Annotated in this window: 8 protein-coding genes; 7 read left to right on the forward strand and 1 reads right to left on the reverse strand. The window is 72.3% G+C overall.

Features of this window, described 5'->3' with window-relative positions; translation table 11 throughout:
• Positions 1–25: 25 nt before the first annotated feature.
• The 7 genes from ACZ5IK_RS27250 to ACZ5IK_RS27280 are packed head-to-tail and all read left to right on the forward strand — an operon-like array spanning position 26 to position 16,230.
• A complete protein-coding gene (locus tag ACZ5IK_RS27250) occupies positions 26–1,030 on the forward strand; it encodes an ABC transporter substrate-binding protein (RefSeq protein ID WP_465490269.1) in 1,005 nt (334 codons plus the stop codon).
• A complete protein-coding gene (locus ACZ5IK_RS27255; protein ID WP_410598652.1) occupies positions 1,027–2,010 on the forward strand; it encodes a FecCD family ABC transporter permease in 984 nt (327 codons plus the stop codon). The genes ACZ5IK_RS27250 and ACZ5IK_RS27255 overlap by 4 nt, the downstream gene beginning before the upstream one ends.
• A 56-nt stretch (positions 2,011–2,066) precedes the next feature.
• Positions 2,067–3,047, forward strand: a complete 981-nt coding sequence (locus ACZ5IK_RS27260; RefSeq protein WP_465490282.1) for a FecCD family ABC transporter permease — start codon at positions 2,067–2,069, stop codon at positions 3,045–3,047.
• Positions 3,044–3,820: an ABC transporter ATP-binding protein gene (locus ACZ5IK_RS27265; protein ID WP_101608253.1), complete on the forward strand. Its 777-nt coding sequence runs from the start codon at positions 3,044–3,046 to the stop codon at positions 3,818–3,820. Before ACZ5IK_RS27260 ends, ACZ5IK_RS27265 begins: the two co-directional genes overlap by 4 nt.
• Entirely contained in the window at positions 3,814–13,785 is a 9,972-nt protein-coding gene (locus ACZ5IK_RS27270; RefSeq protein ID WP_465490270.1) for an amino acid adenylation domain-containing protein, read from the forward strand. Before ACZ5IK_RS27265 ends, ACZ5IK_RS27270 begins: the two co-directional genes overlap by 7 nt.
• Positions 13,782–15,188, forward strand: coding sequence for a DHA2 family efflux MFS transporter permease subunit (locus tag ACZ5IK_RS27275; RefSeq protein ID WP_465490271.1), 1,407 nt, complete (start codon positions 13,782–13,784; stop codon positions 15,186–15,188). The genes ACZ5IK_RS27270 and ACZ5IK_RS27275 overlap by 4 nt, the downstream gene beginning before the upstream one ends.
• Positions 15,181–16,230 carry a 3-deoxy-7-phosphoheptulonate synthase gene (locus ACZ5IK_RS27280; protein ID WP_465490272.1) on the forward strand — a complete coding sequence of 350 codons (1,050 nt, stop codon included), beginning with the start codon at positions 15,181–15,183 and terminating at the stop codon, positions 16,228–16,230. Before ACZ5IK_RS27275 ends, ACZ5IK_RS27280 begins: the two co-directional genes overlap by 8 nt.
• Positions 16,231–16,319: 89 nt before the next feature.
• On the opposite strand, the gene ACZ5IK_RS27285 is transcribed toward ACZ5IK_RS27280, so the two are convergent.
• A complete protein-coding gene (locus tag ACZ5IK_RS27285) occupies positions 16,320–16,751 on the reverse strand; it encodes an SRPBCC family protein (protein WP_465490273.1) in 432 nt (143 codons plus the stop codon).
• Positions 16,752–17,081: the final 330 nt, after the last annotated feature.

Here is a 17,081-nt window from a genome sequence, read left to right on the forward strand (position 1 = left end):
CCACCAAGAAAACCGAGGAAAACCCATGAGCACCACCAGAACACGTCGTTTCGCCGGAGCGATCGCCCTCGCGTTGACGGTCGCGACCGCGGCCACCGCCTGCGGATCCGGAGACGACGCCGGGCAGGCCGGCGACGGCCAGACCCGGGTGTTCGCCGCCGACAACGGCCAGATCACCATCCCGGTCTCGCCGAAGCGGGTCATCGCCACCGGTTACGCCGTGCCCGCCCTGCTCGAAGCGGGCGCGCCGCTGGTCGGGGTGTCCAGCTGGAAGCGCGGTATCCCGCTGTTCAACGAGCAGGAGCGCAAGAAGTACGACGAACTGGCGAAGGTCGCCGGCGAGGCGGCCTCGGAGACGAACTACGAGGCGATCGCGCAGGCGGATCCGGATCTCATCGTCATCGGCGTGCCGAAGCCGGTGCTCGCCGACATCGACCTCAAGCGGCTCGAGGCGATCGCGCCGGTCGTGGCGATCGGCCCGTCGGTGCCGTCGATGTGGCGTGAGCTGTCCCGCAAGCAGGCCGACGCCGCCGGTGCGGCCGCCGGGTTCGACGCGATCAAGAACGCGTACGACACCAAGGCCAAGGGCCTGGCCGACAAGTACAAGGCCGTGCTGCCGCAGCTGAAGCTCGGCCACGTCGGTGCCTACGGCGAGGTCGCGAAGGGCAACTTCCAGCGCGAGTTCAACGGCTCCTGGGGTACCAACATCGCGCAGGACCTCGGCGCCACCTACTACGGCCAGGTCAAGGTCAAGGGCGGCGGCTCCAAGGACGTCAGCGAGTACCCGTCGATCGAAGAGCTCTCGACGGCGTTCGCCGAGGCCGACGCGATCACCTACTCGGTCGGCCCGGACGGTGCCGTGCCGGCGCCGGTCAAGTACGTCCTCGACTCGCCGCTGTGGAAGGAACTTCCCGCGGTGAAGGCGGGCAAGGTCTACCCGTTCCGCTACACCGAGGCCGCCACCTACCGGGCCGCGACGTCCACTTTGGACGCCATCGACCAGGCGTTCGCGCCGCTGCTCAAGAAGTGACCACCACCGGGCGGTCCGCGCTGCTCGGCGCCGCACTGCTCGGGCTCGTCGTGGTCGCCGTGCTGAGCGTCGGCATCGGCGCGCACGCCATCGCCCCCGGCGAGGTCGTGCGCGCCCTGCTGGGCGAAGGGAATCCGAGTGACCGGGCGGTCGTCCTGGACATCCGGATGCCGAGGGCGGTGCTCGCGGTCGGCGTCGGCGCGGCACTCGCCGTCGGCGGGGTACTCGTGCAGGCCTTGTCCCGCAACGCTTTGGCCGAACCCGGCGTGCTCGGCGTGACCGCGGGCGCCGGATTCGCCATCGCGGTGGGGTCGGCCTTCGGGCTCACCGCGTCGGCTCCCGCCGAAGTCGGCCTGGCGGTGGTGGGCGCGGTCGGCGCCGTGGCGCTGGTCTACGCGGTCGGCAGCCGGTCGCCGCTGCGGCTGGTGCTCGCCGGGACCGCGCTGAGCGCCGTGCTGCTGGGCCTCACCCTCGGCCTGCGACTGCTGTTCCCGGACACCTTCGACGTCTACCGGTTCTGGTCGGTGGGCTCGCTCGCCGGCCGCGAACAGGCACCGACCACGATCCCGCTGATCGTCATCGGCCTTTCGCTGCTGGGCGCGTTCGCGGTGAGCCGTCAGCTGAACGCCATCGCGCTCGGCGAGACGGTCGCGCACACGCTCGGCGCCAACGTCGCCCGTGTCCGGGCGTTCACCCTGCTGCTGATCACGCTGATGGCGGGCGCGGCCACCGCGCTGGCCGGGCCGATCCTGTTCGTCGGGCTGATCGTGCCGCATCTGGCGCGGCGGGTGGCGGGCGCGTCGATCCCGTGGCTGATCGCTTTCGCCACGTTGCTCGGCCCGGTCCTGATGCTGGCCGCGGACGTCGGATCCCGGGTCTTGCTGCCGACCGGTGAGGTACCGGTCGCCATCGTGACCGCGTTCCTCGGCGGCCCGGTGCTGATCTGGGCCGTCCGCAAATACGGGGCGGCGCCGCTGTGAACACAACAGATGTGAACACCGCATTCGTCCTGCGGCGCGGGCGGTTCTCCGCCCGGATGGAACGCCGCACCCTCTGGTTCCTCGCCGCGATGATCGTGGTCATCGCCGGGCTGACGCTGCTCGGGCTCTGCTACGGCGCGGCGTGGGCGAGTCCCGCCCGGGTGTTCGCCGCGCTCACCGGTTCCGGTGGCGGCCCGGGGGTGGTCATCCGCGAATGGCGCCTGCCCCGGGTCCTGGCCGGGCTGGTGTTCGGCGCCGCGCTCGGGCTGGCGGGCGCGATCTTCCAGAACATCACCCGCAATCCGCTCGGCAGCCCGGACGTGATCGGTCTCGACTCCGGCGCCTACACCGGCGCGCTGTTCGCGATCACCGTGCTGTCGGGGACTTCGACGCAGCTGACGATCGGTTCGGTGCTCGGCGGCGTGATCACGGCGGCCGTCGTCTACGCGCTGTCACTCGGCGGCGGGCTTTCCGGTCTGCGGCTGATCGTCATCGGCATCGCGGTGAACGCGATGCTGACCGCGCTCAACTCGTGGATCGTCCTGCGCGCCGAACTGGAGGTCGCGATCGCGGCCGTCGGCTGGCACGCCGGTTCGCTCAACGGGGTCGGCTGGGACGATGTCGCGATCCCCTTCGGCGTGCTCGCGGTGCTGTTCGTCGTGCTGTTCACCAGGGCGCCCGCGCTGCACCAGGCCGCGCTCGGCGGCGCGCTGGCGGTCACCACCGGTGTCCGCTGGGACCGCCTGCGGCTGCTGCTGGTGCTGATCGGGGTCGGTTGCACGGCCACGGTCACCGCCGTCGCCGGGCCGATCGCGTTCATCGCGCTGGCGGCGCCGCAGATCGGGAGGCGGCTGGCCCGCACCCCCGGTATCGGCCTGCTTCCCGCGGCCCTCACCGGCGCCGTGCTGCTGACGGGCGCCGACCTGGCCGCCCAGATGCTGCTGGCGCCCGTCTCGTTGCCTGTCGGCGTGGTCAGCACCGTGATCGGCGGCGGCTACCTGATCTGGCTGCTCACCAAGGAGGTGCGGCGCTCATGAGTGCTCGCTTGACCGCCCGGGACCTGACCCTGCGCTACGGCGACCGGGTCGTGTCGACCCGGCTGAACCTCGATGTGCCCGATGCCGCGTTCACCGCGGTCGTCGGACCGAACGCCTGTGGCAAGTCGACGTTGCTGCGCGCGTTCGTCCGGCTGATGCGCCCGGCCGAGGGCGAGGTCCTTCTGGACGGCAAGGACGTCGGCTCCTTCCCCGGCAAGGGTTTGGCGCGGGAGCTCGGCTTCCTGCCGCAGGATCCGGTCGCACCGGAGGACGTCCGGGTCCGGCAGCTGATCGCGCGTGGCCGGTTCCCGCACCAGTCGTTGTTCGCGTCGTGGTCCGAAGAGGACGAACGAGCGGTGCTGGACGCGATGACCGCGGCCGGGGTGGCCGGACTGGCCGACCGGCCGGTCCAGGAACTCTCCGGCGGGCAGCGTCAGCGTGTCTGGGTGGCGCTGGTGCTGGCGCAGAAGACGCCGTACCTGCTGCTCGACGAACCGACGTCGTTCCTCGACATCGCGCACCAGTACCAGCTGTTGGGGTTGCTGGCGCGCCTGCGGGACGAAGGGCGCACGGTGATCGCCGTCCTGCACGACATCAACCAGGCCTGCCGCTACGCCGACCATCTCGTCGCACTGCGAGACGGCCGGATCGTCGCCGAAGGCGCTCCCGCCGAGATCGTCGACGCCGAGCTCATCAAGGAGGTCTTCGATCTCCCTTGTGTCGTCGTGCCCGATCCGGTGACCGGTACCCCGATGGTGGTGCCGTCATGCTGAGCCTCACCGGCGCCCAGCTGGGCATCTGGACCGCGCAGCGCTTGGAACCCGACTCGCCCTACTACGTCGTCGGCGACGTGGTGGAGGTCCGGGGGGAGCGTCCGGTCGACGTCGTGGCGCTGGCCGAGGCGATCCGCGCAACCGTCGAGGAGGCCGACAGCCTGCGGCTGCGGGTCTTCGAGACGCCGGACGGTCCGCGCCAGTTGGTGTCGGCCGATCCCGTGCCGACGCCGGAGGTGCTGGACCTGCGCGGCGCGGCCGATCCGGTGGCCGCGGCGCACGAGCGGGTGGAGGCCGAACGCCGCCGGGTCGCCGAGGCGTGCCGCGGCATGGTCGGCAGGCCGCTGTTCGGTCATCTCGTGCTGCGGCTCTCGGACTCGGAGGTGTGGTTCACCCAGCTCGGGCACCACCTCGTGTTCGACGGGTACACCGCCGCGATGCTCGCGCGCCGCACCGCGGCCCGCTACACCGCCGCCGTGACGGGGAAGGACGTGCCGCCCTCGACGTTCGCCCGGTTCGCCGACCTGGTCGAGGCGGATCGCGCCTACCTCGCCAGTGAAAGGTTCGAGCGGGACCGGGAGTACTGGCGGGAGCGGTTCACGCCGTTGCCGGATGTCGACGACGGCAGCGGCTCCTCGGGGCCTCCGGAAAGCACGGTGACCGCCCGGTCGGTCCTGCCCGCCTCGGATCTGGCGCGGCTGCGCGAGCTGGGCAAACGCGCCGGGACGACCTGGGGCGACGCGCTGATCGCCTGCTACGCCGCCTTCCTGCACCGTGTGCTCGGCTGGACCGACGTCGTGTTCGCGCTGCCGTTGATGTGCCGTGAGGGAACGGCGCTGCGGACTCCGGCGATGGCGGTCAACGTGCTGCCGCTGCGGGTGACGGTGCTCCCGGAGGACTCGGGCGCCGAGCTGACCACGCGGGTCGCGGGCGCGCTGAAGGAGATGCGCGCGCATCAGCGTTACCGGGGCGAGGATCTGCCGCAGGATCTGGCGGTGCCGGGCGCCGGCGCGCTGCTGCACGGCCGTGGTATCAACCTCAAGGCGTTCGACCTGAAGCTCGACTTCGCGGGCTCGCACGGCACCATGCGCAACGTCGCGGGCGGACCGCCCGAGGACATGGGCCTGTCCGTGCTCCCGACCTCGGACGGCGGGCTGCTGCTCGGTTTCGAGGTCGACGCGCGCACCCACGACCAGCCCGCCGTCGATGCGAAGCTGACCGCGCTGCGCTGCCTGATCACCGCTCTGACCGACCCGGACGGCCCGGCCATCGGGGGCGCGGACCTGGTCCCGCCGGGGGAGCGGGACGCACTCCTGGACGCGTGGTCCACTCCCGCTCCCGCCGCTGAACTCCTTGGCGTACCGGAACTTCTCGCCGAACTCGATCCAGGGCAGACCGCTTTGGTGTCCGGTGACGAGCGGCTGACCGCCGGTGAACTCGTCGCGAAGGTCCACCGGCTCGCGCGGGCGCTGCGGGCACGCGGCGTCGGGCCCGACGACGTCGTCGCACTGGCCTTGCCGCGGTCGGCGGATCTCGTCGTCGCCTTGCTGGCGGTGCTGGACGCCGGGGCCGCTTTCCTGCCGCTGGATCTCGCCCATCCGGTCGAGCGGTTGCGAGAGCTGGCCGCCGAAGCCGGTGCTGTCCTCACCGTGACCCACGATGCGGAGATCGTGCCGGGACCGCAGCTGCTGCTCGGCGAAACCGATCTGTCCACACTGGACGGAACGCCGCTGTCGATTCCGCGTCACCCCGAACATCTCGCGTACGTCATCTTCACGTCCGGCTCGACCGGCCGCCCCAAGGGCGTGCTCGGCCGGGTCGGCGGGCTGGCGACGCTGCTGCGCCATCACCGCGCGACCACGGTCGCCGAAACCGAACGCGCCGCGGGCAGGCGGCTCCGGGTCGCGCACACCTACTCGTTCGCCTTCGACTCCGCGCTCGACCAGCTGATGTGGCTGCTGTTCGGCCACGAACTGCACGTCTACGGCACCGACGTCGCCCGGGACGCCGACGAACTGCTGGCCGCCTTCGCCCGCGACCGGATCGACGTCGTCGACACCACACCGTCGATGGCCGCGCCCCTGATCGAGGCCGGACTGCTCGGCGGATCGCACCCGCCCGCGCTGCTCGTCCTCGGCGGTGAGGCGACGCCGCCCGCGCTGTGGCGCCGCGTCGCGGAGTCGGGTGTCCGCGCCCGCAACATGTACGGCCCGACCGAGGCCACTGTGGACGGTGCCGGATCCTGGCTGGACGACGGGGAACCGACGATCGGGACCGCGGTGCCGGGTACGGCCGTCCGGGTGCTCGACGCCGCGCTGCGCCCGGCGCCCGCGGGAACGCCGGGGGAGCTGTACCTCGCCGGACCGCATCTGGCGCGCGGCTATCTCGGGCGTCCCGGCGCGACCGCCGAGCGGTTCGTCGCAGATCCCTACGGCGAGCCCGGCGACCGGATGTACCGCACCGGCGACCTCGCCCGCTGGGTGCCGGGTCGCGGGCTGGAGTACCTGGGCCGCCGTGACGGCCAGGTGAAGGTGCGCGGCCACCGCGTCGAACTGGGCGAGGTCGAGGCCGCGCTGGCCACCGTCCCCGGGGTGCGCGCGGCCGCCGCGGCGGTGCGGGGGCCGCGGCTCGTCGGCTACGTCGTCGGCGAGGTCGTCCCGGACGACGTCCGCGCGGAACTCGCCACGCGGGCGCCGGAGCATCTCGTACCCGCCGCGGTGGTCGTCCTCGACACGCTTCCGTTGACCTCCAACGGGAAGATCGACCGGGTGGCGCTGCCCGCCCCGCGCGCGGCGGCGGGCCGGACCGCGGCCACCGAACGCGAGCGGCTGCTGTGCGCGACCATCGCCGAGGTCATCGGCGTCGAAGAGGTCGCCGTCGACGACGACTTCTTCGCGCTGGGCGGCGACAGCATCACCGCGATCAGCGTCAGCAGCAGGCTGCGCGCGCACGGCCTCGACCTGCGGCCGCGCGATCTGCTGGCCCGGCGCAGTTTCGAGGCGCTGGCGGCGGCGAGCGCGGAGATCGGCGGCCCTGCCGATTCGCCCGACGAGCCCGACGAGGCCGTGGGTGAGGTGCCCGCCCCGCCGATCGTCCGCGCGCTGCTCGACTCGCATCCTGACGTCAGGGCGGTCGACGGCTACACGCAATGGACCGCGATCCGGCTCGACGAGGACCTGCCGCCCTACCTGCTGATCGAGGGCGTGCAAACGCTGCTGGACCACCACGACGCTCTCCGGCTGCATCTAGAGGACGAAATGCGGGTGCGCGAGCGCGGTTCCGTGCACGCCGCCGACATCGTCGTCGAAACGACGGGCGATCCGAAGGACGTCGCCCGGGATCTCGCGGACTCGCTCGATCTCCGGACCGGAGTGCTCAGGGTCGCGCTGCTGCCGGATCATCTCGTCATCGTGATCCACCACTTGGCGATCGACGGCGTTTCGTGGCGGATCCTCTTGCCGGACCTGCGCGCCGCCTGCGCGGGCGAGAAGCTCGAACCGGCCGGGACGTCGTGGCGGCGGCACGCACTTCGCCTCGCCGAACAGGGGACGTCCGGTGCCCGGCGCGGCGAACTCGGCCACTGGCGCGACGCGCTCGACGGCCCGCGCCTCGGCCACCGCCCGCTCGACCGGACCGCCGACACGGTCGCCACCGCGCGCCGCTCGGTCACCCTCGCCTCGCCGGAGCAGACCGACGCGGTGCTCACCGGTCTGCCCGCGGCCTACCGCGCCGGGCCGGACGACGTCCTGCTCGCCACGCTCGTGCTCGCCCTCCGGTCGTGGCGGGCCGCTCCGGTCACGGCCGAAACCGTGTCCCTCGAAGGACATGGCCGGGACCAGGACGGCCTGGACCTGTCGCGCACCGTCGGCTGGTTCACCGCCGAGCATCCGCTGCGCGTTCCCGCCACAGCGGTCGCCACGACCGCGGATTTCGAGAGTGCGCTCGCGGGCGGTGACGCGGCAGGAAAGCTGCTGCGGGCCGCCAAAGAGGCCAAACGGGCCGTGCCGGACAGCGGTGTCGGCTTCGGCGTCCTGCGCTATCTCGACCCGCTCACCCGGGACGAACTCGCCGCCGTCCCGCCGCCGGACGTCGTCCTGAACTACCTCGGCCGATTCGCGGCCCTGCCCGGCACCGGCTGGAAGCTGCCGGAGGAAGACCCGTTCGCGGTCATCGAGCCGGACGCCAAGTCACTGGAACAAGTGCTGGCGCTGAACTGCTTCGTCCGCGAGGACGGACGTCCGCGGCTGGCCGTCGAGTGGACCGCTGCGAGTGCGGTCCTGCCGTCTGACAGTGTCGAGGCGCTTCAGGAGGCGTGGTCGCGGGCGCTGGAAGCGATGGCCGCGCACGCCGCCCGGATCGGTCCGGACGGCGGCGGTCTCACGCCGTCGGATCTGCCGCTGGTCGGTCTCGGCCAGGCCGACATCGACGCGCTCGAACGCCGTGGCCGCATCGAGGACGTCCTGCCCGCGACGCCGCTGCAGACCGGGCTTTCGTTCCACACGCTGACGCGCGGCGCCGACGACACCGACGTCTACGTGGTGCAGGCCGTCACCCTGCTCAGCGGGGCGCTCGACGCCGGCCTGATGCGCGAGGCCGCGGCGGAAGTGCTGCGGCGGCATCCCGCGCTGCGCGTCCACCTGCACACCACCGACGCGGGCGAGGTCGTCCAGGTGGTGCCGGAAGCGGTTTCGCTGGACTGGCGGCACGCGAACGCAAAGCCCGAGGAGGTCGCGGCCGAATGCCGGGTCGAACTGGCCCGCCCGTTCGACCCGGCGACCCCGCCGCTGATCCGGTTCCTGCTGCTGACCCTCGGCCCGGACGAGCACCGCCTGGTGCTCACCAACCATCACGCGCTGCTCGACGGCTGGTCGATGCCGCTGGTCGGCCGGACGCTCTTGGCCACCTACGCCGAACTCGGCGGCGGCGCGGCGGCCCCGGTCGCCCCGCCGCTTTCGGAGTACCACCGGGTGCTCGGCGAACGCGACCCGGACGCCGCGCTGGAGGCATGGCGCGAGGCGCTGGCCGGACTCGACGAGGGCACCAGGCTCGCGCCCGCGAGCCTGGAGTCCACTGTGGAGCGTCCGGAGCGGGTCACCGTGGAACTGGGCGGGGAGTTCAGCGAACGGCTGCGCGCCTTCGCCCGCGAACGCGGGATCACGCCGACGACGGTGTTCCAGACCGCGTGGGGAGTGCTGCTCGCCAGGCTGACCGGCCGCCGCGACGTCGTCTTCGGCTGCCCGGTGTCCGGCCGCCCGGCCGACGTCCCCGGCGTCGAGCGGATGATCGGGCAACTCGGCAGCACGATCCCGGTGCGGGTGCGCTTCGACCCCGCCGACACCGCGGTCACCGTGCTGGAACGCGTGCACACCGAAAGCGTCCGGCTCACCGACCACCATCACGCCGGGCTGCCCGACATCCAGCGCGCGGCCGGCGTCGGAGACCTGTTCGACACGATGCTGGTGATGGAGAACTTCCCGCTCTCCAGCCGCGCCCGCACCACCCTGGCGCCCGGCCTCGACCTCGTCGGGGTCGACATCACCGACGCCACGCACTACCCGCTCACGGTGATCGTGCTGCCCGGCGACGAGTTCACCGTCGGGCTCGGCTACCAGCCGCAGGCCTTCACCCGCGACGAGGCCGAGTCCTACGGCCGCTGGCTGCGGGCCGTCCTGTACGAGATCGTCACCGATCCCGCGCGGCCGGTGGCCCGGCTGCGGGCACTCGGCGCCGACGAGGAACGCGCGATGCTGCGCCTCGGGGAAGGACCGGAACCGAAGCGGGAGCGTGGCGGCGCCCTGGCCGAATTCGCCCGCTGGGTCCGGGAAACCCCGGACGCCGAGGCCGTGGTCTGCCGCGACCGGAGCCTGACCTACGCCGAACTGGACCGGCGGGCCAACCGGCTCGCGCACAGCCTGATCGAAGCCGGGGTGAAACCGCAGGACCCGGTCGCGGTCCTGCTGCGCCGCGACGTCGACCTGGTGGTCGCGCTGTTCGGCGTGTTCAAGGCCGGGGCGGTCCACGTCCCGATGGATCCGGACTACCCGGCCGACCGGCTCGCCTACATGCTCGGCGACATCAGGCCCGCCGCCGCCGTGTCCACTTCGGACGTCGACGGGCTCCCGGTGATCGATCCCGGTCGACTGTCCACTGTGGACACCGACCCGTCCGTGCCGGTCACCGACGATTCGCTCGCGTACGTCATCTACACCTCCGGCACCACCGGCAAGCCCAAGGGTGTCGCGGTTCCCCATCGCGGGATCCCGAGCCTGATCGCGCTGCAGGAGGACATCGTCGGGATCGGGACCGCCGAGCGGTACCTGCACTTCGCCTCGACCAGTTTCGACGTCGCCTTCTGGCAGTTCATGCTGCCGCTGCTGTCGGGCGGCGCCTCGGTCATCGCCCCGGAGGAGGTGCGCGTCTCCGGCGACGACCTGCTCGCCTACGCCGCCGAACACCGCGTCACCGGGCTCAACCTGCTGCCCTCGTTCCTTTCGGCGATGCCCGACGACGCGACCGTCGATCCGGACGTGTTCTTCGTCGTCGGTGCCGAGCGGCTCGACCCGGAACTGGCCCGGCGCTGGGGGAACCGGCGGGCGCTGTTCAACGCCTACGGCCCGACCGAGGTCACCATCAACTCGGTCACCTGGCACTACGACCCGGACGACCCCGGTCCGCTGCCGATCGGCCGCCCGGACCCCGAAGTCCGCGCTTACGTCCTCGACGGCGGGCTGCTCCCGGTCGGGACGAACGTCACCGGCGAGCTCTACCTGGCCGGGCCGAAGCTCGCCCAGGGCTATGTCGGCAGGGCGGCGCTGACCGCCGAACGGTTCGTGGCCGACCCGTTCGGACGGGCGGGGGAGCGGATGTACCGCACCGGTGACCTGGTGCGCTGGCGGCCGGACGGGCAGATCGTCTTCCTCGGCCGCGCCGACCACCAGGTCAAACTGCGCGGGTTCCGGATCGAACTCGGCGAGATCGAGACCGCGCTGACCGCGCACGACGACGTGCGCGCCTCCGCGGTGATCGTCCGCGAAGACCGGCTGGTCGCCTACGTCGTTCCCGTGGACGGCACCGAACCCGACCCGGCCGCGCTGCGCGAATACCTCACCGCGGACCTGCCCGCGTACATGGTGCCCACGGCGTTCGTGCCGCTGGACCGTTTGCCGCTCGGCCCGAGCGGCAAACTCGACCGGGCGGCGTTGCCCGCACCGGAAGCCCGGACCGCGGAAGGGCGGGAGCCCGCCACGGCGGCGGAAGCCGTGCTGCTGCGGGTGGTCCGCGACCTCCTCGGTCCCGGTGTCGGCCTCGACGACGGCTTCCTGGAAGCGGGCGGGGACAGCATCGCGTCGCTGCGGGTGGTCTCCCGTGCCCGCCGTGAAGGACTGCACCTGACCGCGCGCGACGTCCTCGAAGGCGGCACGGTCGCCGGGATCGCGGCGCGTTGCGGCGAACCCGAGCGGGCCGAGGAAGCGCCCGCGGTCGGTGACGCACCGCTCACGCCGGTCATGCACGATCTGCTGCAGCGCGCGGAAAAGGCGGCCGACGGGTTCTGCCAGTGGGTCGAGATCTGCGTGCCCTCGGCAGGAGATGTCGCGCGGTGGCGCTCGGTGCTCGACGCCGTCCTCGCCCGCCATGACGTCCTGCGCGCGCACCTCGCCGAGGACGCGCTGCGCATCCCGGACGTCGGGGCCGTGACCGCCGACGCGGTGCTCACCACCATCCGGGTGTCCGGCGATCCTCGCGCCGTACTGGACGCGGAGGTCGAGCAGATCGTGTCCCGGATGGACCCGCGCACGGGGCCGCTGCTCCAGGCGGTGCTGATGGACGCGGGCGGGGAGCGGCCGGGACGGTTGCTGCTGGTGGCACACCATCTTGTCGCCGACGCGGTAACCTGGCGGGTGCTGCTCGACGACGTCGAACAGGCCTTCCACGGCAACACCCTGCACCGGCGTGGGCAGTCGTTCCTGGGCTGGGCGCGCTCGCTGCGTGCCGCCGCACCGCACCGGCGGGACGAACTGCCTTACTGGCAAGGGATCGCCGCCGCGCCGGTGACCAGGCTCGGCCGTGCCGGGCTCGATCCGGCGCGTGACACCGTGGCCACCGCGCGGCATCACCGGATCGACATCGGCGCGGACACCACCCACGCCGTGCTCACCGCACTGCCCGCGGCTTACCGCACCGGTCCGGACACCGTCCTGCTGACCGCGCTCGCCCGTGCTGTCGCCGCGTGGCGGGGGACCGGGGCCGATCTGCTCGTCGCCGTCGAAAGTCACGGGCGGCCGGGACACACGCCGGATTTCGAGGGCACCGTCGACCTGGCGCAGACCGCAGGCTGGTTCACCGCCGTGCATCCGGCCCGGATCGCCCCGCCCGCCGGATCGCTGCCGTCCGCGCTGCGGGCGGTGCGCGACCACTTGCGGGCGGCGGGAGACGGCCTCGGCCACGGAATCCTCGGCGTCGAAGGGCCGCGGCCCGAGGTCGCCTGGAACTATCTCGGCCGGTTCCCCGCGGCCCCGGTCACGGAAACCGCGTGGCAGCGCCCGCCGGACGCCGATCCGCTCGGTTCGGGCGGCGGCGCGGACCTGCCGCTGCCGTACGCGCTGACGGTGAACGCGATGGTCCCCGACGGCGGCACGCTCGGCGTCCGCTTCACCTGGCCGTCCGCGCTGTTCGGCGCCGACGAGATCACCGTGCTGGGCGAGCACTTCCACCGCGAGCTGGACGAACTCGCCGCCGACGTGCCGGGACCCGGCGAGGTCATGCCGCTGACGCCGTTGCAGGAGGTGATCCTGCGCGAGTCGCGAGCGGCGGGAGACGCGGATCCGTACCCGGTGCAGGCCGCGTTCACGCTGTCCGGTGACCTCGACGTCGAGGCGCTGCGGGCGGCGGCGACCGCACTGGTGCGGCGGCAGCCGAACCTGGGCGCCGTGTTCCCGCCGTCGCACGAGGTCCAGGTGATCCCGGCGGCTCCGGAGGCCGGGTTCCGGGTCCGTGACATAGCCGAAGTGTCCGAAGTGGACCCTGCGCTGGACGAAGAGCTCGCGGAACCTTTCGATCTGGCGAACGGGCCGCTGTGGCGGGTGACCGTGCTGCGGCAAGGACCCGGGCTTCAGACCCTGGTGCTGACCAGTCACCACCTGCTGTCGGACGGCTGGTCCGCGCCGCGCATCCTCGGCGAGCTGTTCGCGCTGTACGCGGGGAAGCCGTTGCCGGAGCCGGTCCCGCCGTCCCGGTACACCCGCCTGCTCACCGCGGCCGACCACTCGGCCGACGTCCGGGCCTGGCGGGCGGAACTCGACGGCCTTCCCGAAGGCGACCACCTGCCGCGTACCGAGGGACCGTCCGAGCCCGCACTGTTCACTGTGGACGGTCCGCTGGTCGCGGAGCTCACCCGGCTGGGCGCGGCACGCGGGCTCACGGTCAACACGCTGCTGCAGGGCGCGTGGGCGGCTGTGCTCGCGGCGAGCGTCGGGCGCCCGGACGTCAGTTTCGGGGTGATGACCTCCAACCGGACGTCCGAAGTGGACGGTGTCGAGGAGATCATCGGCCTGCTGGCGAACAGCGTGCCGGTCCGTGCCAGGTTCACCGGAACGGTTGCCGAGGCGTTGGCCGAGTTGCAGGCACGGCAGCAGGCGATGGCCGCGCATCACCGGATCGGCCTGCCCGAACTCGCGTCGCTCGCCGGACGCGAGCGGCTGTTCGACAGCTTGCTCGTCTTCGAGAACTACCCGGTGGATCCGGCGAAGCTACGGGAACCGGCGCCCGGCCTGACCATCACCGGCACCCGGTTCCGTGAACGGACCCACCATCCGGTGAGCGTCACCGTCGTTCCCGGCCAGGACGGCTGGGACGGCGTCCTGTACGCGCGGGACGCCCGGCCGCTGGCCGACGAGCTGGTCCGGTTCCTCCGGGAGCTGCCGTCCTGGCTGGACGGCGACGCCGCCGGATTCGTGGGGAAGCGATGACCGCGCGCCCGGTCGACGCCGCGCTGTGGCGGACAGCCGCCGTGCTGGTGCTCGGCACGTTCATGGCGACCCTCGACAGCACGATCGTCTCGGTCGGCGTCGACACCCTCGCCGAGGAGTTCGGCGCGCCGGTCACCGGCGTCCAGTGGGTGACGACGGCGTATCTGCTGGCCGTGGTCACCGCGGTGCCTGCGTCGGGCTGGCTCGCCGACCGGTTCGGTGGCCGTCGCGTCTGGCTCACCGCCGTCGTCGTGTTCCTGCTGGCGTCGCTGTTGTGCGCGCTGGCGCCGACCCTGCCCGCGCTCATCGCCTTCCGTGTCCTGCAAGGGCTCGCGGGCGGCCTGCTGCCGCCGACCGGGCAGGCGCTGTTGGCACGGGCCGCCGGACCGGACCGGATCGGCCGCGTGATCAGCGTCGTCGGCCTGGTGCCGCTGTTGTCACCGGTGCTCGGCCCGCTGGCGAGCGGCACGATCCTCGCTGTCGCGGACTGGCCGTGGCTGTTCTACGTCAACCTCCCGGTCGGCGTGGTCGCCGTGCTGCTGGCACGGCGCTGGGTCCCGGCGGGCGAACCGGGCGGCCGGGGTGACCGGTTCGACTTCCGGGGCGCGCTGCTGCTTTCGCCGGGCCTCGCGGTGCTGGTGTTCGGGCTCACCTGGTTCGAGCGGGGGAGCCCGGTGCTCGCCGGGCTCGCCGTCGCGGCAGGCGTCGTGATGCTCGCGGCGTTCGTCCGGCACGGACTACGGGCCGAAGCGCCGCTGCTCGACCCGCGGCTGTTCACCCAACCGCCGTTCGGGGTCGCCGCGCTGGCACTGGTCCTGCTCGGCGCGTCGGTGTTCGGCACGATGTTCCTGCTCCCGCTCTACCTCCAGCGCGGCGCCGGACTGTCCACTTGGGACACCGGGCTGCTGCTGGTGCCCCAGGGCATCGGCGCGGCGGCCGGGTCGGTTCTGGTGAACCGGCTCGTCGACCGGATCTCGCCGCGCACCCTGGTGCTGAGCGGGATCGCGCTGGTCGCGGCGGGCACCGCTCCCTTCACCCAGCTCGGCCCGGGTCTCCCGGACTGGGTGATCGTGGTTTCCCTGCTGCTGCGCGGTTTCGGCGCGGCGCTGATCGGCGCGCCGGTGATGACGATCGTCTACCGCCGGGTCGAACCCGCCCGGCTGCCCCGCGCGGCCGGGGCACTGAACCTGCTCAACACGCTCGGCGGCTCGATCGGCACCGCGGTGCTGGCCGTGGTGCTGCAGGCCCGCCTGGCCGCACGCGGCCAGGACGTCGCCGGAGCCTTCGCCGACGCCTTCTGGTGTGTTCTCGGCCTCGCCGTCGTGGCGGTCGCCGGTGCGACGCGGCTGCCCCGGGCCGGGGTGGCCGCCCCCGACAAGAAGAGAGGTCACGCGGATGCCTGACCAGGACACCCTGCCCAGCCCGGCCGAGGTGGCCATGAGCGGAGTCGTGCCGGACGACGTGGCGCGGCACCGCGAAACCGTCGCGGACGTCCTCGCCCGGCGGGACTCCCGGTTGCTCGTCGTCGTGGGCCCGTGTTCGGTGCACGACGCAGACGGGGCTCTCGAGTACGCGCACCGGCTCGCCGAGGCGGCCCGGCGCTTCGACGACGACCTCGTCGTGGTCCTGCGCGCCTACCTGGAGAAACCGCGGACGATCGCGGGCTGGACCGGCCTGGTGCCCGACCCCACCCTGGACGGCAAGGGCGATCTCGCGTCCGGGGTGCGGATCGGACGGCGGTTCCTGGTCGACGCCGCCGCGACCGGGTTGCCACTGGCGTACGAGTTCGTCGACCCGTTCCTGGCGCCCTATTTCGCGGACACCATCAGCTGGGGCGCGATCGGCGCGCGGACCGTGGCCAGCCAGCCGCACCGGCACCTGGCGTCGTGGCTGCCGATGCCGGTGGGCATGAAGAACTGCGTCTCCGGGCGGCTGGACACGGCCGTCGCCGCCGTGCGGGCGGCCGGGTTGCCGCACGTGTTCCCCGGCTCCGCGGCCGACGGGCACCCGCGGATCCTGCGCAGCACCGGGAACCCGGACGCCCACATCGTCCTGCGCGGCGGCCCGAAACCGAACCACCACGCCCACGCCGTCGCGGACGCCCTCGACGCGCTGACCGCCGCCGCCCTGCCGCACCGTCTCGTCGTCGACGCCTCGCACGGCAACAGCGGCAAGGACCACAACCGCCAGCCCGTGGTCGTCGCGGATCTGGCGGACCAGATCTCGGCGGGCAACGACGCCCTGGCGGGCGTGATGATCGAGTCGTACCTCTCCGACGGCAGACAGGACGTCGGGTCCGTGCCGCCCCGGCCCGACCTGAGCATCACGGACGCCTGCCTCGGCTGGGAACGGACGGTGCCGCTGCTGGAGTCGCTGGCCTGTGCGAACGCGGTGCGGCGGCTCAGCAACCCGCGGCGGCGGTCCCTCGAGTCGCCGCGCGTTTAGCGAACGGCCTCGCGCCACTCCTTCGCCGGATGTCATGAAAGGGGCTTTCAAGACGTTTTTCGTCTTGAAAGCCCCTTTCATGACACTCGTCAGAGAGCTTCCAGCGTCGCCTTCATGGTCGGCACCAGCTCGTCGCCCATCTTCTCGAATTCCCGCTTCAGCAAGGGGTCCGCGAGTTTCGCCAGCCCGTGGAACTTGATGGTGGCGTGGTAGCTGACGGTCGTCGTGCCGCCTTCTTCGGTCACCGTCAGATCGTCGGTGGACGTGGCGGTCTTGTTCGCGCCGACGAACACGATCCGTCCCGGTTCGAGCCGGTCGAGACGGTAGGTCAGCTCGGTCTTCTTGCCGCGGAACTCGGACACGTTGTGCCACTGCGCTCCGACGGCGATCGGGCCGTTGTCGGACCGGGTGCAGGACACGGTGCCGGGGTCCCAGGCCTCGGCGTGCGCGAAGTCCCTCAGATAGTCGACGACGGTCTGGATGGGGGTTCGGACGGTGATCGTCCGGTGCACGTGGACCATCCGACAACGGTACTCAGGGGCACCGAAACCCGCAGGGTGGTCGGAAGTACGTGAAGGCCCCCTTCACTGCGCTAGACGCCAGGGCTCCGGCAAAGTCGGCTATCCGCACGTGTCAGGTTTCGAGGGTTTCCAGCGGGCTGGTTGTCGCCTGGTGGGTTCACGCGGCCACCTGACCACCACGGGATCGCGACTCAGCGGGTGCCGAAGTTGACGATGTAGGAATTGGGACGTTGAGCCTGGATCCACCGGTGTTGATGTGGTGTTTGGGGTGTGTCCGGGGACGCAAATGCCCTCTGGCTTGGGATGATTGTTCTTGCGACGGAACAAAAA

The organism is Amycolatopsis sp. NPDC031561 (genome assembly GCF_055580625.1).